At 71.2% G+C, this 20030-nt stretch carries 20 protein-coding genes and 1 pseudogene; 9 read left to right on the top strand and 12 right to left on the bottom strand.

Annotated features, from left to right (window positions below; genetic code table 11):
• Window positions 1-4: 4 nt before the first annotated feature.
• Complete coding sequence (locus ACZ61C_RS30075; RefSeq protein ID WP_465311210.1) at window positions 5-772, top strand: DUF4184 family protein; 768 nt, start codon at window positions 5-7, stop codon at window positions 770-772.
• A gap of 130 nt (window positions 773-902) precedes the next feature.
• Window positions 903-1343, top strand: coding sequence for a hypothetical protein (locus ACZ61C_RS30070; RefSeq protein WP_465311209.1), 441 nt, complete (start codon window positions 903-905; stop codon window positions 1341-1343).
• Window positions 1344-1353: 10 nt separating this feature from the next.
• On the opposite strand, the gene ACZ61C_RS30065 is transcribed toward ACZ61C_RS30070, so the two are convergent.
• The 7 genes from ACZ61C_RS30065 to ACZ61C_RS30035 are packed head-to-tail and all read right to left on the bottom strand — an operon-like array spanning window position 1354 to window position 7716.
• Window positions 1354-1749, bottom strand: coding sequence for a metal-sulfur cluster assembly factor (locus tag ACZ61C_RS30065; RefSeq protein WP_465311208.1), 396 nt, complete (start codon window positions 1747-1749; stop codon window positions 1354-1356).
• A complete protein-coding gene (sufU, locus tag ACZ61C_RS30060) occupies window positions 1746-2195 on the bottom strand; it encodes a Fe-S cluster assembly sulfur transfer protein SufU (protein WP_465311207.1) in 450 nt (149 codons plus the stop codon). The genes ACZ61C_RS30065 and sufU overlap by 4 nt, the downstream gene beginning before the upstream one ends.
• Entirely contained in the window at window positions 2192-3481 is a 1290-nt protein-coding gene (locus ACZ61C_RS30055; RefSeq protein ID WP_465311206.1) for a cysteine desulfurase, read from the bottom strand. Before ACZ61C_RS30055 ends, sufU begins: the two co-directional genes overlap by 4 nt.
• Window positions 3482-3521: 40 nt before the next feature.
• The gene (gene sufC, locus ACZ61C_RS30050) at window positions 3522-4292 is read right to left on the bottom strand and encodes a Fe-S cluster assembly ATPase SufC (RefSeq protein WP_103336133.1); all 771 of its coding nucleotides are present in this window, start codon (window positions 4290-4292) and stop codon (window positions 3522-3524) included.
• A gap of 27 nt (window positions 4293-4319) precedes the next feature.
• The gene (gene sufD / locus ACZ61C_RS30045) at window positions 4320-5492 is read right to left on the bottom strand and encodes a Fe-S cluster assembly protein SufD (RefSeq protein ID WP_465311205.1); all 1173 of its coding nucleotides are present in this window, start codon (window positions 5490-5492) and stop codon (window positions 4320-4322) included.
• A 2-nt stretch (window positions 5493-5494) separates the two neighbouring features.
• Window positions 5495-6943: a Fe-S cluster assembly protein SufB gene (gene sufB, locus ACZ61C_RS30040; protein WP_465311204.1), complete on the bottom strand. Its 1449-nt coding sequence runs from the start codon at window positions 6941-6943 to the stop codon at window positions 5495-5497.
• A complete protein-coding gene (locus ACZ61C_RS30035; RefSeq protein ID WP_465311422.1) occupies window positions 6940-7716 on the bottom strand; it encodes a helix-turn-helix transcriptional regulator in 777 nt (258 codons plus the stop codon). The genes sufB and ACZ61C_RS30035 overlap by 4 nt, the downstream gene beginning before the upstream one ends.
• A gap of 177 nt (window positions 7717-7893) precedes the next feature.
• Here ACZ61C_RS30035 and mptB point away from each other — a divergent pair, with 177 nt between their 5' ends.
• The 6 genes and pseudogenes from mptB to ACZ61C_RS30005 all read left to right on the top strand — a co-directional run.
• Complete coding sequence (mptB, locus tag ACZ61C_RS30030) at window positions 7894-9516, top strand: polyprenol phosphomannose-dependent alpha 1,6 mannosyltransferase MptB (protein ID WP_465311421.1); 1623 nt, start codon at window positions 7894-7896, stop codon at window positions 9514-9516.
• A 6-nt stretch (window positions 9517-9522) separates the two neighbouring features.
• Window positions 9523-10449, top strand: a complete 927-nt coding sequence (locus ACZ61C_RS30025; RefSeq protein ID WP_465311203.1) for an ABC transporter ATP-binding protein — start codon at window positions 9523-9525, stop codon at window positions 10447-10449.
• 53 nt (window positions 10450-10502) lie between these two features.
• Window positions 10503-11228, top strand: coding sequence for an ABC transporter permease (locus ACZ61C_RS30020; RefSeq protein ID WP_465311420.1), 726 nt, complete (start codon window positions 10503-10505; stop codon window positions 11226-11228).
• 298 nt (window positions 11229-11526) lie between these two features.
• The gene (locus ACZ61C_RS30015) at window positions 11527-12498 is read left to right on the top strand and encodes a COX15/CtaA family protein (RefSeq protein ID WP_465311202.1); all 972 of its coding nucleotides are present in this window, start codon (window positions 11527-11529) and stop codon (window positions 12496-12498) included.
• Between the two features lie 49 nt (window positions 12499-12547).
• A complete protein-coding gene (locus ACZ61C_RS30010) occupies window positions 12548-13465 on the top strand; it encodes an acyl-CoA desaturase (protein WP_465311201.1) in 918 nt (305 codons plus the stop codon).
• 89 nt (window positions 13466-13554) lie between these two features.
• Window positions 13555-14193, top strand: a pseudogene (locus ACZ61C_RS30005) (alpha/beta fold hydrolase); the annotation flags it as partial.
• Window positions 14194-14228: 35 nt separating this feature from the next.
• On the opposite strand, the gene ACZ61C_RS30000 reads toward ACZ61C_RS30005, so the two are convergent.
• On the bottom strand, window positions 14229-15092 hold the full coding sequence (locus tag ACZ61C_RS30000) for an ATP-grasp domain-containing protein (RefSeq protein WP_465311200.1): 864 nt from the start codon (window positions 15090-15092) through the stop codon (window positions 14229-14231).
• Window positions 15089-15406 (bottom strand): hypothetical protein, encoded by a 318-nt coding sequence (locus tag ACZ61C_RS29995; RefSeq protein WP_465311199.1) that lies wholly within the window; start codon window positions 15404-15406, stop codon window positions 15089-15091. Before ACZ61C_RS29995 ends, ACZ61C_RS30000 begins: the two co-directional genes overlap by 4 nt.
• 79 nt (window positions 15407-15485) lie before the next feature.
• Here ACZ61C_RS29995 and ACZ61C_RS29990 point away from each other — a divergent pair, with 79 nt between their 5' ends.
• A complete protein-coding gene (locus ACZ61C_RS29990; RefSeq protein WP_465311198.1) occupies window positions 15486-16454 on the top strand; it encodes a quinone oxidoreductase family protein in 969 nt (322 codons plus the stop codon).
• A gap of 97 nt (window positions 16455-16551) precedes the next feature.
• On the opposite strand, the gene ACZ61C_RS29985 is transcribed toward ACZ61C_RS29990, so the two are convergent.
• From ACZ61C_RS29985 to ACZ61C_RS29975, 3 genes are read right to left on the bottom strand one after another with little or no spacing between them, the layout of a single operon-like run.
• Window positions 16552-17118 (bottom strand): FKBP-type peptidyl-prolyl cis-trans isomerase, encoded by a 567-nt coding sequence (locus ACZ61C_RS29985; protein ID WP_465311197.1) that lies wholly within the window; start codon window positions 17116-17118, stop codon window positions 16552-16554.
• A gap of 10 nt (window positions 17119-17128) precedes the next feature.
• On the bottom strand, window positions 17129-19366 hold the full coding sequence (locus ACZ61C_RS29980; protein ID WP_465311196.1) for a HelD family protein: 2238 nt from the start codon (window positions 19364-19366) through the stop codon (window positions 17129-17131).
• A gap of 60 nt (window positions 19367-19426) precedes the next feature.
• Complete coding sequence (locus ACZ61C_RS29975; protein WP_465311195.1) at window positions 19427-20029, bottom strand: hypothetical protein; 603 nt, start codon at window positions 20027-20029, stop codon at window positions 19427-19429.
• Between the last annotated feature and the right edge of the window lies 1 nt (window position 20030).

The raw sequence follows: 20030 nt of genomic DNA, 5'->3' as shown, positions 1-20030 counted from the left end.
CCGGGTGCCGTTCACGCTGAGTCATCCCGCCGCCGTGCTGCCGCTGGCGAGACGGCCGCTCGTGCCCTCCGCGCTCGTTGCCGGGTCCGTCGCGCCGGACGTCTTCTGGTTCGTGCCGCGGCTGCCCGGTGTCGGCCTGACCAAGACCCACGAACTCGCCTCGGTCCTCTGGCTCGACCCGCTGCTCGCGCTCGCCCTGCTGGCCATCTTCCACGTGCTCCTGAAGCGGCCGCTGGTGGCGCTGGCACCAAGCCCGCTCGCCGGACGGCTGCCCGGCGGTTTCACCTGGCGACGGCCGGGCTGGATCGCCCTGTCCCTGGTGCTCGGCGCCGCCACGCACGTCGGCTGGGACGCCTTCACCCACGAGCACGACGGGTTCGCCTTCCTGCGGATCCCGCTGGTCACCGGCGTCGACGTCGGACGGCTGATCCAGCTCGTCAGCACGGTCGCCGGGGCCGGGATCCTCGCCTGGTGGCTGGTGCGCTGGTACCGCACGGCACCCACCGGCCCGGCGCCGAGGCCCACCCGCCACCGCAAGCCGGTGGTGGCGCTGCTCCTCGTCGGATCGCTGACCGGCGTGCTGACGAGCGTCCTTCCGTTCCTCGCCCACCACGATCCGATGACCCGCGCCGGCGTGGTCGGCAACGCGACCTACCTCGCGGTCACCGGCGCCGGCAGCGGGTTCCTCGCCGCGCTCGTCCTGTACGCGCTGGCCTGGCACGGGCGGCATAGGTCGTTATACACAAGACGGGCCGTTGCGCGAAAGGCCTGACCTGGCAGACAAAAAGACTGAAGATCGCACCGCACGCCAAGATCGGGTGTGACGCTGGACGCATTCACCTTCTCAGGAGGTCAGCATGCCCCCGGCGTCGCTCACGCGAGCACCCCGCGTCCGCCCTTCGGTGGCCGACGCGCTGGACAAAGAGATGCTCCAGGAAGTCGCCTTGGGCTACGAAGACAGCTACAAATGGCGCACGGACGTCGTTGCCAACCAGCTCATGCTTCGTCTGGGGTCGCGCGTCATCGGCCTGGCGCTCCCGGCCGCGCTCGGCGGCGAGCTGAGCCATCGGCTTGCCGCCCACGGTCTTGGGTATCCGATCGCCCCGCTGCCCGGGCCGCGGAGCCGATGGGTCTTCCTCGCCACCCGCCCGGCCGCCGGAATCTTCCAGCCGACCGCCCACTTCGTGTCGTTGCTGGACGCTCCTCAACGGATTCCGCTTCCGCCGAGCCACGTCGCCGGCGAATATCTCAGCTGGATCATTTCGCCGGCTTCGTGCTCGGACGGGATTCCTCCCGCCCCGCCCCTGCTTGCCGTGATCCGGGCCTTGGCGGAGACGCTTTGATGCCGAAAGCTCAGACGGTGAAACCGAGGGCGCGCAGCTGCTCGCGGCCGTCCTCGGTGATCTTCTCCGGGCCCCACGGCGGCATCCAGACCCAGTTGATCCGGAAGTCCTGGACGAGGCCACCGGACGTCAGCGCCGCCGACGTCTGGTCCTCGATGACGTCGGTCAGCGGACAGGCCGCCGACGTCAGGGTCATGTCGATGGTCGCCGTGTTGTCCTGCTCGACGCGGATGTCGTAGACCAGGCCCAGGTCGACGACGTTGATGCCGAGCTCCGGGTCGACGACGTCGCGCATCGCCTCTTCGACGTCCTCGATCTTGGCGAGGTCGAGGTCCTGCTTCGCGGTGGTCTCGGCGTCGAGGTCGGCGGCGGTGCGCCCCTCACGAGTGGCGGTCTCTTCAGTCATGCGCTCTCAGCTCCACTGGTGGTCCGGGCCACGGCGTCCTTGAAGGCCATCCAGCCGAGGAGGGCGCACTTGACCCGTGCCGGGTACTTGGCGACGCCCGCGAAGGCGATGCCGTCCTCCAGCACTTCCTCGTCCGGTTCGACCTTTCCCTTGCCCTGCATCAGTTCGACGAACGCGTCCATGGTGGTGAACGCTTCCTCGAGGGTGTGCCCCACGACGAGATCCGTCAAGACCGACGTCGACGCCTGGCTGATCGAGCAGCCCTGGCCGTCGTAGGAGACGTCGGCGACCTTCCCGTCGTCGAGCTTGACCCGCAGGGTCACCTCGTCGCCGCAGGTCGGGTTGACCTGGAACGACTCGGCGTCGAACGGGTCACGCAGACCGCGCCCGTGCGGGTTCTTGTAGTGGTCCAGGATGATCTCCTGGTACATGCTTTCGAGGTTCACTGCGCCACCCCGAAGAACTTCTGGGCCTCGCGAACACCCGCTACCAGGGCGTCCACTTCGGACAGCGTGTTGTAGAGGTAGAACGACGCGCGCACGGTCGCCTGGGCGTTGCACGCCCGGTGCAGCGGCCACGCGCAGTGGTGGCCGACGCGGACCGCGATGCCGAGGCTGTCGAGCACCTGGCCGGCGTCGTGCGGGTGCACGCCGTCGATCACGAACGACACCGTGGCGCCGCGGTCCACCACGTCGGTCGGCCCGACGATCCGGACACCCGGGATCGCGCCGATGCCTTCGAGGGCCGCCGCGGCGAGCTCGTGCTCGTGCGCCGCGATGCGGTCCATGCCGACGGCCGAGAGGTAGTCGACGGCCGCGCCGAGGCCGATAGCCTGCGACGTCATCGGCACGCCGGCCTCGAACCGCTGCGGCGGCGGCGCGAAGGTGGAGCCCTCCATGCGGACCATTTCGATCATCGACCCGCCGGTCAGGAACGGCGGCATGGCCGACAGCAGCTCGGTGCGTCCATAAAGGACACCGATGCCGGACGGGCCGAGCATCTTGTGCCCGGAGAACACCGCGAAGTCGACGCCCAGCGCGTGGAAGTCGACCGGGAAGTGCGGCACCGACTGGCAGGCGTCGAGCACGGTGAGTGCGCCGACCGCGCGAGCCTTTTCGACCAGCAGCGAGACCGGGTTGACCGTGCCGAGCACGTTGGACTGGTGCGCGAACGCGACCACCTTGGTGCGCGGCGTGATCAGCTCGTCCACATCGGACAGGTCGAGGCGGCCATCGGGAGTCACCTTGAACCACTTCAGCGTCGCCCCGGTGCGCTGGCACAGCTGCTGCCACGGCACGAGGTTCGCGTGGTGCTCCATCTCGGTGATGACGATCTCGTCACCCGGCCCGACCACGAAGCGCGCGGCTTCCGGGCCGGCCGTGGCGGCGTTGCTCATCGAGTACGCGACGAGGTTGATGCCCTCGGTCGCGTTCTTGGTGAACACCAGCTCTTCGGGGTCGGCGCCGACGAACTCCGCGATCTTCGCGCGCGCGGACTCGTAGGCGTCGGTGGCCTCTTCGGACAGCTGGTGCGCACCGCGGTGGACGGCCGCGTTCGACGTGAAGACGTAGTCGCGTTCGGCCTCGAACACCGCGGTCGGACGTTGGGACGTCGCCCCGGAGTCCAGGTACACCAAGGGTTTCCCGTCGCGGACGGTGCGCGACAGGATGGGGAAGTCGGCCCTGAGGGCCGCCACGTCGAGTGGCAGAGAGCTGGCCGAGGTGGTGGTCATCGGGCCGACTCCTCTCGTTCTCGGTGTGTACTGGCGAAAGTCAGAGTGCGGCGGGCTCGGGCTTGCCGACGTACTTGACGTAGCCGTTCTCCTCCAGCTCGTCCGCCAGCTCCTTGCCGCCCGACTCGACGATCTTGCCGCCGGCGAAGACGTGCACGAAGTCCGGCGTGATGTGCCGCAGGATCCGCGTGTAGTGCGTGATCAGCATGACGCCGACCTCACTGGAAGCCTTGTACGCGTTGACACCCTCGGAGACGACGCGCAGGGCGTCGACGTCCAGGCCGGAGTCGGTCTCGTCGAGGATGGCGAACTTCGGCTTGAGCAGCGCCAGCTGCAGGATCTCGTGGCGCTTCTTCTCGCCGCCGGAGAAGCCCTCGTTGACCGAGCGCTCGGCGAACTCCTGCGAGATCTCTAGCTTGCCCATCTCCTCCTTGACCTCCTTGACCCAGTGGCGCAGCTTGGGGGCCTCGCCACGGACCGCGGTGGCCGCGGTGCGGAGGAAGTTGGACATGGACACGCCGGGCACCTCGACCGGGTACTGCATGGCCAGGAACAGGCCGGCGCGGGCGCGCTCGTCGACGCTCATCTCGAGCACGTTCTCGCCGTCGAGCAGCACCTCGCCGGAGGTCACCTGGTACTTCGGGTGACCGGCGATCGCGTAGGACAGGGTGGACTTGCCGGAGCCGTTGGGGCCCATGATCGCGTGCGTCTCGCCCGACTTGATCGTCAGGTTCACGCCCTTGAGGATCTCCTTGGCGCCTTCGTCGGTGTCGACCGAGGCGTGCAGGTCCTTGATTTCCAGGGTAGCCATTTCTTCGTTTCCTAAGTCAGAGAGCGGTCAGGCGCCAACGGCTTCGAGCTCGGCCTCGATCGCGGCTTCGAGGCGCTCGCGCACCTCGGGGACGTCGATCTTCACCAGGATCTCGTGGAAGAACCCGCGCACGACCAGACGGCGGGCGGCTTCTTCGGCGATCCCGCGCGACTGGAGGTAGAACAACTGCTCGTCGTCGAACCTTCCCGTCGCGCTCGCGTGGCCGGCGCCTTCGATCTCGCCGGTCTCGATCTCGAGGTTCGGCACGGAGTCCGCGCGCGCACCCGGCGTGAGCACCAGGTTGCGGTTGAACTCGTAGGTGTCGGTCGACTCGGCCGCGGCACGGATCAGCACGTCGCCGATCCAGACCGTGTGCGCGCCCTCGCCCTGCAGCGCGCCCTTGTAGCCCACGCGCGACTTGCAGTTCGGCACCGCGTGGTCGACGAAGAGGCGGTGCTCCTGGTGCTGGCCGCCGTCGGCGAAGTAGACGCCGAGCATGTCGACGTCGCCGCCCTTGTCGGTGAAGGTCGCCGTCGGCGAGACGCGGACCAGGTCACCGCCCAGGGTGATCACGGTGTGCCGCAGCGCGGCGTCGCGGCCCAGCTTCAGGTGCTGCTCGGAGACGTGCACCGCGTCGTCGGCCCAGTCCTGGACGCTGACCACGGTGACCTTGGCGCCGTCACCGATCACGAACTCGACGTTGTCGGCGTAGGTGCCGGAGCCGACGTGGTCGAGGACGACGACGGCTTCGGCGAACGCCTCTGCGCGGACCTGCAGGTGCCCGTAAGCCACCTTGTCCTCGCCCGGGCCGTGGATGCGCAGCACCGACGGCTTGGACGCCTTCGTCTCCTTCGGCACCGTCACGACGGTGGCCTGGGTGAACGAGGAGTACGCCTGCGCGGCGATGCGGTCGCTCGGGACACCCGCGGCGCCCAGCCGCGAGTCGTCGCGGCCGACGGTCTCGATGGTGAGCTCGGGGGCCGCGTCGGCTTCCAGCGTGATCTCGCCGGTGGCGACCGCGCTGCCGTCGTGCAGGCCGCGCAGCCGCTTCATCGGCGTGAAGCGCCAGTTCTCCTCACGGCCGCCCGGGACCTCGAAGGCCTCGACGTCGTAGGAGGTGAAGCGCTCCGCGCGGGAGGCCGCCGGAATGACGGCCCCCTCGCGAAGCGACTCCGAAACATTGTTCTCGGTAACCGACATGACTAGCCGACGGACCCTTCCATCTGGAGCTCGATCAGGCGGTTCAGCTCGAGCGCGTACTCCATCGGCAGCTCGCGCGCGATGGGCTCGACGAACCCGCGCACGATCATCGCCATCGCCTCGGCCTCGTCGAGACCGCGCGACATCAGGTAGAACAACTGCTCTTCGCTGACCTTCGACACCGTGGCCTCGTGGCCCATGGACACCTCGTCGTTGCGGATGTCCACGTACGGGTAGGTGTCCGAGCGCGAGATCGTGTCCACCAGCAGGGCGTCGCAGACGACGCTGGACCGCGAGTGGTGCGCCCGCTTCGCCACGCGGACCAGGCCGCGGTAGGAGGTGCGGCCGCCGCCGCGCGCCACCGACTTCGACACGATCGTCGAGGAGGTGTACGGCGCGAGGTGCTCCATCTTGGCGCCCGCGTCCTGGTGCTGGCCCTCGCCCGCGAACGCGACCGAGAGGACCTCACCCTTGGCGTGCTCGCCCATGAGGAAGACCGACGGGTACTTCATGGTCACCTTGGAACCGATGTTACCGTCGATCCATTCCATGGTCGCGCCCTCTTCGCACTTGGCGCGCTTGGTGACCAGGTTGTAGACGTTGTTCGACCAGTTCTGGATGGTCGTGTAGCGGCAGCGGGCGCCCTTCTTGACGATGATCTCCACGACCGCCGAGTGCAGCGAGTCGGACTGGTAGATCGGCGCCGTGCAGCCCTCGACGTAGTGCACGTACGCACCTTCGTCGACGATGATCAGGGTGCGCTCGAACTGGCCCATGTTCTCGGTGTTGATCCGGAAGTAGGCCTGCAGCGGGATGTCCACGTGCACGCCCTTCGGCACGTAGATGAACGAGCCGCCGGACCAGACCGCCGTGTTCAGCGCGGAGAACTTGTTGTCGCCGGCCGGGATGACCGAGCCGAAGTACTCCTCGAACAGCTCCGGCTGCTCCTTGAGCGCCGTGTCCGTGTCCAGGAAGAGCACGCCCTGCTTCTCGAGGTCCTCGCGGATCGAGTGGTAGACGACCTCGGACTCGTACTGGGCCGCGACACCGGCGACGAGGCGCTGCTTCTCCGCCTCGGGGATGCCGAGCTTGTCGTACGTGTTCTTGATGTCCTCGGGCAGGTCTTCCCAGCTCGCAGCCTGCTTCTCGCTGGAGCGGACGAAGTACTTGATGTTGTCGAAGTCGATCCCGGAGAGGTCGGCCCCCCAGTTGGGCATGGGCTTCTTCTCGAAGAGCTTGAGCGCCTTCAGTCGCGCTTCGCGCATCCACTCCGGCTCGGACTTCTTCCCGGAGATGTCGGTGACGACATCCTCGTTCAGCCCGCGACGGGCGCTGGCGCCCGCCTCGTCGGAGTCGGCCCAGCCGAACGCGTACTTGCCAAGGGACTCGATGGTCTCTTCCTGGCTCAGTGGCGCGGTGGTGGGAGTGCGCTGCTCGGCAGCGGCAGTCATGCGGGTTTCCCTCCATTCGGGATCCGTGCTTCGCGCCCAGAGGGCACCGTGCTTCCCGGCTCGGGATGGGCCGGGTTACCCGTCGTGACGGGCACGTGCGTGGTGCACGCGGAGTCACCGCGTGCGATGGTCGCCAGCCGCTGGACGTGGGTGCCCAGCAGCTTCGCGAACGCCTCCGTCTCGGCCTCGCACAGCTGCGGGAACTCCGCGGCCACGTGGGCGACCGGACAGTGGTGCTGACAGAGCTGCGCTCCGACCGTCTGACCCGGCGCCGGAGCACCGACCTGACGGGTCGACGCAGCGTAGCCCTCCCTGGTCAGAGCGGTCGCCAGGGCCTCCGCGCGTGCCGCCGGATCACTCGATCCGGTGATCGCCGGGCGGTGGGGCTCGACCAGCGAGGCGACACGACGCTCGGCGAAGGCGCGTACGGCGTCTTCACCGGCGTGCTCGGCGAGGAAACGGATGGCGGAGACGGCCAGGTCGTCGTAGGCGTGCCCGAAGCGGGCGCGGCCGGACTCGGTCAGCAGGAAGAGCTTGGCCGGACGGCCCCGGCCCCGGGGACCACGCCGGGGCGCGTCCCTCGTCTCGGCTTCGCCATCCGAAAGAAGCGCGTCGAGGTGCCGGCGGACGGCGGCCGGGCTGATCCCGAGCTGCTCCGCGACCACGACGGCGGTCATGGGACCCTGTTCCAGGAGCAGCCGCGCGACCTCGTGCCGGGTCTTGCCCTCGGCGCTGACCTGCGACGGAACGTGCGGGAGTGCGGCGCGGGGCATGTCGCCGCCCACCTGCTCACCCGCCTCCGTCTTTTTCACAACACAAGTGTGTCTTATTTCCCGGCGGTCGGCAAAGGCGGGGTGCCGGGCAGTGACCCGACTCACTCCGGGGCGGACCGATACCCTGCACGCGTGGCTGTGGGTGAACATCCTGCGCGGCAGGAGCGGGAAACGGACGTGCGCACCGAGGGTGCCCACGCGGTGACGCTTTCGCCCATCCGCCCGCTGGAGCCGCTCCCCCTTGAAGCCGACGAGCAGCGCGGGCTGAACGTCGTCCGCCGGTTCGGCACGGTCGGCTCGCTCTTCCTCGCCCTCGGCTCGCTCGGCGCCGGCGCCGCCCCGGTGATCAACCCGGTGCAGGAGATCCCGGTGCTGCGGCTGTTCACCCGCATCCCGACGGTGTCGCTGGCGATCGCCATCTCCGGCATGGGCATCCTGGTGCTGAGCTGGCTGATGCTCGGCAAGTTCGCCCGGCCCGACCGCGCCCGGCTCGCGTCGCAGGGCCAGCTGGCGCGCACCATCGCGCTGTGGGTGCTGCCGCTGCTGGTCATCCCGCCGCTGTTCTCCCGCGACGTCTACAGCTACCTCGCGCAGAGCGAGATCGTGCACCGCGGCATGGACCCGTACGTCCTCGGCCCGGCGCAGGCGCTCGGTGTCGCCGACCCCTACACCGCGGGCGTGTCGAACATGTGGCGCGAGACGCCGGCGCCGTACGGGCCGCTGGTGCTGCGCCTCGGCGGCTGGCTCGCCCCGCTGGCCGGCAACAGCATCGCGGTCGGCGTGCTGCTGCAGCGCGTGCTCGCGCTCGCGGGTGTGGTCCTCATCGTCTGGGCCCTGCCGCGGCTGGCCCGCCGGTTCGGCGTCCAGCCCGCGACCGCGTTGTGGCTCGGCGCCCTGAACCCGCTGCTGATCTTCCACTTCGTCGCCGGCGCCCACAACGACGCGCTCGCCGTCGGCCTGATGCTCGCCGGGCTGGAGGTGGGCATCCGGAAGCTGCCGATCCGGGTGAAGGGCGACACACCCCCGCCACTCGCGCGGGGCGAGCTCCTCTACATCGGGCTGGGCGTGGCGATCATCACCCTCGGCGTCGCGGTGAAGGTGCCCGCGGTGCTCGCGCTGCCGTTCTTCGCGGTGATGGTCGCGCGCCGCTGGCACGGCCGGCTGAAGGACCTGTTCCTGGCCGGGGCGCCGATGGCGGCGTGGTTCGGCGTGGTGCTGGCCGCCGTCTGCTTCGGCTCCGGGCTGGGCTTCGGCTGGGTCGGCGCGACGTTCAACACACCCGGCCTCGTCCGCGCGTGGATCTCCCCCACGGCCGAGCTGGCCAACCTGTCCGGTGTCCTCGGCATCGCGCTCGGGCTGGGCAACCACACCAACGCCCTGGTGCCGATCCTCGGCGCGCTCGGCTACCTCATCGCCGTCGCCATCACCGTCAAGTTCCTCTGGGACAGCTTCAAGTGGCGCTACCGGCCCATCATCGGGCTCGGCGTCTCCCTGGGCGCGGTGATGATCCTGCAGATCAACCTGCAGCCCTGGTACGTGCTGTGGGCGGTGATCCCGCTCGCCGCGGCCGCCGGGACGTCCCGGTTCCGGGTCGCCGCGACGGTGCTGTCCGCGGCCCTGCCGTTCCTGCTGCCGCCGACCGGCAGCACCTTCGACGGCCGCCCGTACGTGCTGCCGTTCGCCTACGTCGCGGCGATCGTCGTGTGCGGCGCGGGAATGCTGATCGTGCGGCGGCTGGCTCCCGTGTTGCTGTCCAGGCCGTCCCCGCGGCTGCCCGCGCATGCCGACGCCGTATCGTGACCCGATGTGAGTGCCCCCGCCGTCGAGATCACCGGGCTGGTGAAAAGCTACGGCTCCACCCGCGCGGTCGACGGTCTCGACCTGCGGATGGAGCGCGGCAGCCTGCTCGCCCTGCTCGGCCCGAACGGGGCCGGCAAGACCACCACCGTCGAGGTCTGCGAAGGCTTCCGGCGGCCTGACGGCGGCACCGTCCGCGTGCTCGGCCTCGACCCCGTGCGACAGTCGGCCGACCTGCGCCCCCGCGTCGGGATCATGCCCCAGGGCGGCGGCGCGTACCCGGGTGTGCGGGCCGACGAGATGCTCCGCCTGGTCGCCTCCTGCGCCGCGTCCCCGCTCGACCCGGCCTGGCTGCTGGACGTCCTCGGGCTGGCCTCGGTACGGCGGACGCCGTTCAAGCGCCTCTCCGGCGGGCAGCAGCAGCGGCTTTCCCTGGCCTGCGCGCTGATCGGGCGCCCGGAGCTGGTGTTCCTCGACGAGCCGACGGCGGGCATGGACCCGCAGGCCCGCCGGCTGGTCTGGGACCTGCTGGGCGCGCTGCGCGCCGACGGCGTCTCGGTGCTGCTGACCACGCACCTGATGGAGGAGGCCGAGGCGCTGGCCGACACAGTGGTGATCGTCGACCACGGCAAGGTCGTCGTCTCCGGCGCGCCCCAGTCGCTGACCATGGACGAAACCGGCGCGGCCGGGCTGCGCTTCAAGGCCCGCACGCGGCTGGACACCGAGCTGCTGACCGCGGCGCTGCCGGAGGGGTACGCCGTGCGCGAGTCGGCGCCGGGCACCTACGTGGTGGTCGGCTCGGTCGACCCGCAGGTCGTCTCGACGGTGACCGCCTGGTGCGCGCAGCAGGGTGTCCTGCCCGAAGAGCTGCAGGTCGGCAAGCGGACGCTCGAAGAGGTCTTCCTCGAGCTGACCGGACGGGAGCTGCGCGCGTGACCTTTCCGGCCGGCACGTTCACCCCGGCGCCCGGGCGCGGCTCGCTCGGGCGCATGCTGCGCACGCACGCGCGGATCGAAGCGAGCCTGACCCTGCGCCACGGCGAGCAGGTGCTGCTGACCCTGCTCATCCCCCTGGCGCTGCTGATCGGCCTGTCCCTCTTGGACATCCTGCCCGCGGCCCAGCTCGGCTCGGCGTCCAAAGTGGACTGGATCACCCCGCGCATCCTGGCGCTGGCGGTGATGTCCTCGGCGTTCACCGGCCAGGCGATCGCCCTGGGCTTCGACCGGCGTTACGGCGTGCTGAAGCGCCTCTCGGCGACGGCGCTGCCGCGGTGGCTGCTGGTGGCGGGCCGGGTGGCGGCGGCGCTGGTCGTCGTGGCCCTGCAGTCGGTGATCATCGGCGTGGTGGCGGCGTTCCTCGGCTGGTCGCCTTCGCCGGCCGGGCTGGCTTCGGCGATCCTGCTGCTGGTGCTGGGAACGCTGGCGTTCGGGGCGCTCGGCGTGCTGCTCGGCGGCGCCCTGCGCGCGGAAGCCGTGCTGGCGCTGGCGAACGTCGTCTGGTTCATCCTGCTGCTGGCGGGCGGCATCCTGCTGGCGCCTTCCGCGCTGCCTTCCGGGCTCGCGGTGGTGGTCGAGCTGCTGCCGTCGGGAGCGCTGGCCGAGGGCATGCGGGCGGCGCTGGTCGACGGCGCGTTCGCGCCCGGGCCGATGGCGGTGCTGGTGGTGTGGGCGGTTCTCGCGGGAGCGCTGGCTTCCCGCACGACGAAGCTGACCTGACCCGGCACCGGCGGCGGGCCCTACCACAGCGGCGACGGCGTACCTGGGCAAGGCGAGCAGAAGGTGATCGCCTACCTGGGCGGCCGGCGCGCGGGAGTCACCTCGACGGCGATCCTTCCGCTGCCCCAGGACTGGCCGTCTGCTGGGCGATCTCGGACCGCGCGGTGCCCGGCGCGATGGGCCGCGCCCGACCTTCGGTGCCGGTCATCGATGACCTAGGTCCCTTGCGCCGGCGACGCCGTTCTGGACGCCGGGACCTGCCGAAAGCCGCTTTTCCGCGCGCTCTACCATCGGTGTCGTGCCGTTCACCAGCCTCGTCGCCCGCCTGCCGTTTCCCTCCGCCGCCGTGCAGCGGGCCGTCGGGATCGCCGCGGTGCTCGCGCAGGCGCTGATCGGCGTCACCGGCTCCGTCGTGCGCGTCACCGGGTCCGGCCTCGGCTGCCCGACCTGGCCGCAGTGCGTCGCCGGCAGCCTGGTGCCGGTGAACCACCCCGGCGTCCACGCGCTCAACCAGTGGATCGAGTTCGGCAACCGGATGCTGACCGGGGTGGTCATCGCCGTCGCCGCGATCGCCGTCCTCACCGCGTGGCGGGTCCAGATCGACCACCCGTCCCGCAAGCGCCTGGTGAAGCTCGCCTGGACGATGCCCGGCGGCGTGGTGCTGCAGGCCGTCGTCGGCGGCATGACCGTGCTCGCGAAGCTCGAGTGGTGGACCGTCGCGATCCACTTCCTCGCCACCACTCCCCTGGTCTGGCTGGCCGTCCTGCTGCTGCGCGCGTTCCGCGAAGGCGACGAACCCGCCCGGTCGCTGGTCCCGCCGTCCGGGCGCAAGCTGCTGGTGGCGCTCGCCGTGGTCATGTGGCTCGTGCTCGCGGCCGGCACCACCGTCACCGGCGCGGGCCCGCACAGCGGCGACATCAACACCCACCGCCTCGCTGTCCCGGTCGAGTCGCTCGCCCAGGTCCACGGCGGGCTGCTGGTGCTGTACCTGCTGCTGCTCGCGGTGTTCGGCTTGCAGCTGATGCGCGTCAACGCGCCGAAGAGCCTTTGGCAGCGCTACACCTGGGTCTGGGTGGTCGCCGTCGCGCAGGGCGGGCTGGGTTCGCTGCAGTACGCGCTGGGCGTGCCCGAGGCCATGGTCTCCTTCCACGTCCTCGGCGCGATGGCGGTCATCGTCGCGACGGCGACGTTGTGGACCGGCAGCCGCGACCGCGGCCCCGTCGTCTCGCTGACGGCCGCGCCGAAGCAACCGGAACTCGCCACCACCTGAGCAACCGTCGGCCACGCCGTCGTAACTCGCTACCGCTACGGTCTGGGCCATGACCTCGCGCGCCGCACCCAAGCCGCTGATCTCCCACCGCCGCGGCACCGGCGAGATGATCGTGCTGAAGACGTTCCTCCTGGTGCCGTTCGTGGCGTTGCTCGTCGCGGTCCCGCTGGTCTGGGGCTGGGGCATGAGCTGGGTCGACCTGGTCCTCGCCGCGGTGTTCTACGTGTTCGCGACGCTCGGGGTGACGGTCGGCTACCACCGCTACTTCACCCACGGCGCGTTCAAGGCGAACCGGCCGCTGCGGATCGTGCTGGCCGTCGCGGGCAGCATGGCGGTGCAGGGCTCGGTGATCTTCTGGGTGGCCAGCCACCGCCGGCACCACGCGTTCGCCGACCGCGAGGGCGACCCGCACTCCCCGTGGCTGTTCGGCACGTCGCCCTCGGCACTGCTGCGCGGCTTCTGGCACGCGCACATGGGCTGGATGTTCGGCCGCGAGGTGACCAACGCCGACCGGTTCGCGCCGGACCTGGTGGCGGACGCGGACCTGCGGGTGGTGAACCGCTACTTCTGGCTGTGGATCACGCTGAGCCTGGCCCTCCCGGCGGTCCTGGGCGGCCTGCTGTCGTGGTCGTGGTGGGGCGTCGTGACGGCGTTCTTCTGGGCCGGCCTGGTGCGGATCGCGTTCCTGCACCACGTGTCGTGGTCGGTCAACTCGATCTGCCACCTGATCGGCGAGCGCCCGTTCGCCAGCCGCGACAAGGCGGCGAACTTCTGGCCGCTGGCGATCCTGTCGATGGGCGAGTCCTGGCACAACTCGCACCACGCCGACCCGACCTGCGCGCGGCACGGGGTGCTGCGGGGCCAGGTGGACGTCTCGGCGCGGGTGATCCGGACCTTCGAGCAGCTGGGCTGGGCCAGCGACGTGCGGTGGCCGCGGGCGGACCGGCTGGCCGCGAAGCGCGCCTGAGCTTCCGCCCAGTGGAAACGCGGCTGGCCGATTCGCCGCGCTTGAACTGAGCTGGGCGCGCCTGAACCGCGCGAACCCGTGGAGTCCCGATGACCGCACCCACCCTGCTGCTCGTCCACGGCGCCTGGCACGGCTCCTGGTGCTGGGAGCCCGTCCGGACGCGGCTGGCCGCCCACGGGTTTCCCGTGGTGACCGTCGACCTGCCCAGCGTCGCGCCCCCGGCCGTGCGGCCCGGGCTGCACGACGACGCCCGCGCGGTGCGCGAAGCCCTCGACACGATCGACGGGCCCGCGGTCGTCGTGGCCCACTCCTACGGCGGGGCGCCGGTGAGCGAAGGCGCGGCGGGCGCGTCCCAGGTCACGCACCTCGTGTACGTCACGGCTTTCCAGCTCGACGAGGGTGAGTCGCTCCTCGGCACGGTGGGCGGGCAGCCACCGTCGTGGTGGAAGGTCGACGGTGACCTCTTCAGCCCGTTGACGCCGCAGGAGATCTTCTTCGGCGACGTCGATCCGGAGGTCGCCGCGGAAGCGGTAGCCCGGCTGCGGCCGCAGAGCTACGCGGCCGCCCGCGAGACGCTCACGGCGGCCGCGTGGAAGACGGTGCCCAGCACGTACGTCGTGTGCGAAGACGACAACGCCATTCCCGTGTTCGCCCAGGAAGCCATGGCGCGGCGGGCCGGGCACGTCGAGCGGCTGCCGTCGTCGCACTCGCCGTTCCTGTCGCACCCGGCGGAGCTGACGGCGATCATCGAGGCCGCCGCCGGTCAAGCCAGCTGCTGCCGCACCGCCGAGGCGAACCGCATCGCGGCCGCCGGGTCGGTCTGGCGGAAGCCCAGCGACGGCTCGGTCAGCTCCAGCTCCAGCAGCAACGGCTTGCCGTCCGCGCCGCGGACCAGGTCCACCCGGGCGTACAGCAGCTCCGCCCGCAGGATGCCCAGCAGGCCCGACGCCGCGTCCAGCACGTCCTCGGCCAGCGCCACGGCGTCCGCCGGCGGCTCGGCCGCCGCCAGCTTCTCCGACAGGTACAGCCCCGACTCGTCCAATGTGGACCCGAGCATCGCGCCCTTCGTGAACGCGTGGGAGTAGATGCCGCCGAAGTAGGACAGGGCCAGCTCGCCCTCGGTGTCCACACTGGACTGGTACGGCTGGACCATCGCCGTGTGCCCCTCGGCGTGCAGCGCCGCCACGTGCTCGGCCGCGTCGGCGCCGGCGTCGAACCGGGCCGCTCCGCGGGAACCCGCGCCGACCGACGGCTTGACCACGTACGCCGACTTCGGGAACTTCGCCGGTTCGCCCGGCCCGACCAGTGTGGTCGGGACGACCGCCACCCCGGCGTCCAGCAGCTCCGCCAGGTACGACTTGTCGGTGTTCCAGCGCACCACCGGGGCCGCGTTGAAGAGCGCGGGCACCGACTCGCACCACGACAGGAACTCCGCGCGGCGGGAGGCGTAGTCCCACGTGGCCCGCAGGATCACCGCGTCGGCCGCGCCGAAGTCGACGCGAGAGTCGTCCCAGGCCGCCCACGAGACGTCGAAGCCCAGAGCGGTCAGGGCGGGCACCACGGCGTCGTCGTCGCCGTCGCCGGACGGGAGCTCCGCGCAACCGACCAGGATCGCGGTGCGGCTCACCGGCCGGCCATCTTGCGGCGGTGCTCCGGGCCGATCTTCGTGGCCTGCACGGTCTCGGCGTCCCACGACGCGGCTTCGAGGTCTTCGACCGCCTCGACCAGCGCCTCGCCGGTCGCCACCGACGCCACCACGACGTCGCCGAGCGCGCCGTCCGCGCCGACCAGCACGACCCGGGCCCCGGCCCGGCCGATGTTCTCGACCACCGCGCGGGACGGCTTGCCGTGCGCCTTCACGAACTTGCGCGCCGCGCCCAGCTGAGCGCCGGACGGCGGGGCGACGGTCTCAGAAGTTTCCTCAGCCACGTCCCGAACCATAACCAACCCGCGGCCGGAACGCGGAACAGCGTGGCGTCGGCCATAGTTGTGCCCGGGAGAACCGACTCGAGGAGGACCCATGCCCACCGCAGTGCAGGTGACGAAGACCGGCGGCCCGGAGGTGCTCACCACGGCCGATGTGGACGTCCCGGCGCCGCAGGCCGGCGAGCTGCTGGTCGACGTCGCCGCCGCCGGGGTGAACTACATCGACACCTACCAGCGTCAGGGCATCTACCCGATCGACCTGCCGTTCGTGCTCGGCCTCGAGGGCGCGGGCACGGTCGCCGAAGCCGGCGCCGGCAGCGGCTTCGCCCCCGGCGACCGCGTCGCGTGGCAGGGCTCGCTCGGCAGCTACGCGGCCCGCAAGATCGTGCCGGCCGCTATCGCCGTCAAGGTCCCCGAAGCCGTCTCCCTGGAGACCGCCGCCGCCACGATGCTGCAGGGCATGACCGCGCACTACCTGGTCGCGTCCACGTTCGAGGTCAAACCGGGCCACGACGTGCTGGTGCACGCGGCCGCGGGCGGGGTCGGCCTGCTGCTCGTCCAGCTGGCGAAGGCGCGCGGCGCCCGCGTGATCGGCACCGTGTCGACCGAGGAGAAGGAGAAGCTCGCCCGCGAGGCCGGCGCCGACGAGGTCATCCGCTACGACCGCGACGACTTCACGAAGCTCACCCGCGACCTGACCGGCGGCGCCGGGGTCGACGTCGTCTACGACGGGGTCGGCAAGGACACGTTCGACGGCAGCCTCGCCAGCCTCAAGGTCCGCGGCCTGCTCGCCCTGTTCGGCGCCTCCAGCGGCCCGGTGCCCCCGGTCGACCCGCAGCGCCTCAACTCCGGCGGCTCCCTCTACCTGACCCGCCCGACGTCCGCGCACTACACGCGCAGCCGCGACGAGATCGACTGGCGGTCGAAAGAGCTGTTCGACGCCGTCGTGGCGGGCGACCTCACCGTCCGGGTCGGCGGCAAGTACCCGCTCGCCGACGCCCGGAAGGCGCACGAAGACCTTCAGGGCCGCCGGACGACGGGCAAGCTGCTGCTCATCCCCTGACCCGAGCACCCCAATGTGGCCTTGGGTGCGTCTGACGCACCGAAGGCCACATCGGGTGCGTTCAACGCACCGAAGGCCACATTGGGGCGGGTGGGACTCAGCCCTTGTCGGTCGGCACCGCGACGGCGTCGGTGACGAAGACGAGCGTCTCGTTGGGCTTGATGCCCTGGCCACCCTGGCCGTACCCGAGGTCCGGCGGGATGATCAGCAGGCGGCGGCCGCCCTGCTTGATGCCGACCAGGCCCTGGTCCCAGCCCGGGATCACCATGCCGGCGCCCAGCTGCAGGTCGAACGGCTCACCGCGGTCGAACGAGCTGTCCAGCTTCTGCTTGTCCGACCAGGTCACCAGCGAGTAGTTCATCTTCAGGTTCTGGCCGGCCTTCGCGCCGTTGCCGGTGCCCTCGGACAGGTCCTTCGTGATCAGCTTCTTCGGCGGGTCGCAGTTGTCGGGAATGGTGATCGTCGGCGCTTCGCCGAACTTCCCCGTCGTCTTGACGTCGTCCGCGGTGCACTCACGGCCCTTGCTCTGGGTCGCCTGAGCGGCGTCCGACGACGGGACCGGCGGGCCCGCGGGGGCGGCCGTCTCGGTCTTGGCGTCCTGGCCACACGCGGCCAGCGACAGCGCCGCCGCGGCGACGACCACGATCTTCCCGATTTTCTGCATGCCGGGCACCCTAGCCAAGCACGGAGAGTGCCGGTACTTCGTCACCGGTCCGGACCACACCGAGTCGCCGGGTCGCCCGCGTCAGGGCCACGTACAGGTCGTTGAGCCCGCGCGGCGAGCCCGCCACGACCTCGTCCGGTGCGACGAGCACCACCGAGTCGAACTCCAGGCCCTTCGAACGCTCGACGGTCAGCACGCTCAGCCGTTCGTCCCGGTCGGCGAGCCACGCCGAAACCTGCTCGAGACGCCCGGAGGGCACCAGCACCGCCACCGTGCCGCCGTCCACTTCGGACAGCTCGCGGGTCACCAGCTCCGGCAGCGCGTGCTCGAGGGAAGCGGGGTTCGCCGACCACGGCGGCACTCCCGTCTCCCGCACCGACGACGGCGCCGACAAGGCGGGATCCACCTCGGCCAGCACCCGCGCCGCGACCGCCATGATCTCGGCCGGCGTGCGGTAGTTCACGGTCAGCTGCTCCAGCCGCCACCGGTCCGCGACGTACGGCGAGAGCACCTCGTCCCACGACCGCGCGCCCCCGGCCGCGCCGGTCTGCGCGACGTCGCCGACCAGCGTCATCGACCGGTTCGGCGAGCGGCGCATCAGCAGCCGCCAGTCCATCGCCGAGAGCTCCTGGGCCTCGTCGACGATCACGTGCCCGAACGTCCAGGTCCGGTCCTGCGCCGCGCGCTGGGCCGCGGTCAGCTCGCTGCGCTCGACCTGGCGCTCGGCGAACAGCTCGGCGTCGAGGACGTCGGAGACGCGCAGCAGCTCCTCGTCGATGATCTCTTCGTCCTGTTCGAGGATGTCGAGCACACCCTCGGCGTACGCGCGGTCTTCGCGCTCACGGCGTTTGCGCTCGACGCGGGCCTCGGTGTCGTCGACGCCGATCAGCTCGGCCAGCTCGTCGAGCAGCGGCACGTCCGCGGGGGTCCACTTCGTGTCGCGGCCGCTCTCCAGCAGCGCGCGCTCGTCGGCGGACAGCAGCTTCCCGGCGGCGCTCGTGAGGCGTTCGCGGTCGGCGAACAGGTCGTCGAGTACCCCTTCGGGGGTCAGCACCGGCCACAGCTCGTTCACCGCCTTCGCGACGTTCTCGTCCGCGGCCAGCTCGGCGCGGATGTCCTGGAGGTCCTGGCCGTCGAGCAGGTCGTCCCCGAGCTTCCGCGCGGCCTGGCGCGTCAGCGCGTCCAGGACGTCGGAGACGAACAGGCGCCGCGCCGGGTTGTGCGGGCGGCGCGACCGGCGGGCGCGGGTGCGGGCGTCGGCGCACGTCTTGCGGTCGAGCCGCAGGACGTCGTGCTCGTACTCGATCTCCACCACCGGCTCGGGCACCCGCTGGCGGTCGCGGACGGCGGTGGCGAGCACCTCGGCCAGCACCAGCCGGCCCTTGACCTCCGACGTCTCCTTCGGCTCGGCGCCGTCGGCGTCCAGGCCCGGGTAGAGCTGCCCGATCGTGGCGAGCAGCACGCCGGTCTCGCCGAGCGACGGCAGCACCTGGCCGATGTAGCGCAGGAAGGTGCTGTTGGGCCCGACGACGAGCACGCCACGCGTGGTGAGCTGCTGGCGGTGGGTGTAGAGCAGGTAGGCCGCGCGGTGCAGCGCGACCGCGGTCTTGCCGGTGCCAGGGCCGCCCTGCACGACCATGACCCCGCCCAGCGGCGCGCGGATGATCCGGTCCTGCTCGGCCTGGATGGTCGCGACGATGTCGCTCATCTCACCCGTGCGCCGCTGTTCGAGCGCGGCCAGCAGCGCGGCCTCGCCGGCCAGGCCGAGGTCCTGGCCCTGGTCGGCGGCGGTGAGGTCGAGGATCTCGTCGTCGAAGCCGGTGACCTTGCGGGTCAGCGACCGCAGGTGCCGCCGCCGGCGCACCCCGTCGGGTGACGCCGCGGTGGCGAGGTAGAACGGCCGCGCGACCGGCGCCCGCCAGTCGACGAGCAGCGGCTTGTAGTCGTCGTCTTCGTCGAACAGCCCGAGCCGGCCGATGTAGGTGGTTTCCTCGGCGCTGCCGGGAACGAAGTCGAGCCGGCCGAAAGCCAGCCCCTGCTCGACCGAGCCGAGCTGGGCCAGCCGGTCGGTGTAGAGGGTCGTGGCGACGTCGCGCTCGGTGCGGGCCTGCGGGGTCCCGCCGGTCTGGCGCAGCGTCTCGTCGAGGCGGCGCTGGGCGTCGACGCGCTCGGCGTCGAGCTTCGCGTAGAGGGTGGTGACGTACGCCTGCTCGCGCGCGAGCTCGGCGGGGAAGCCGTCCGAAGACAAAGATCCTGCTTTCGCCTCAAGGAAAAGAGCCGGTCAAGTCTAACGACCCCGGCGGCGCGATCATTCCGGCCCGAGGGCGCAGTACGGGGAGACCTCGCTGGGGGGCGGGAGGGCGACCGGCAGCACCTTCTCCCCCGGCGCGCACGACACGTCAGCCGGCGGCACCTGCTCGCCACCGGTGATGCGCCCGTCCGGGGCACGGAACAGCACGGTGGCCCCACGGCTGGTCAGCGCGCGGCAGTTCGCGGAGCGGTACCGGACACCACCGGGGACGACGGTGGCGGTCACCGGCGTGAAGCCGCCGAGGGACTCCGGAGACAACCACGTCGCCGGGCCCGGCTCGGGCCGGTCCAGGGCGATGCCGATCCGCTCCCCCGGCAGCAGCAGCGGCACCTCGACCGTCCGGGAGCCCGAGGTCACCGGGATCCGGTAGGCGGCCAGGGTGCTCGTGTTCTCCAGCACAGCCGCGCCCGGTCCCTGTTCGGCGACCCTCACGACGCCGCCGTCCGGCGCCGGTCCCGGGACCGCGGTGATCCGGGCCGGAATGGCGCAGCCGGTGCCGAGCAGCCGGTTCTGGTCCAGCTCGACCCGGCCGCGGCCGAGGAGCACCAGCAGCCCGAGCACGACGACCACGACCGCGCCGAGGCCGATCTTCCGGATCATG

The sequence above is a fragment of the Amycolatopsis sp. NPDC104587 genome (assembly GCF_055583645.1).
The sequence above is the reverse complement of the archived record's forward strand: the minus strand, read 5'-3'. Positions and strand labels throughout refer to the sequence as shown.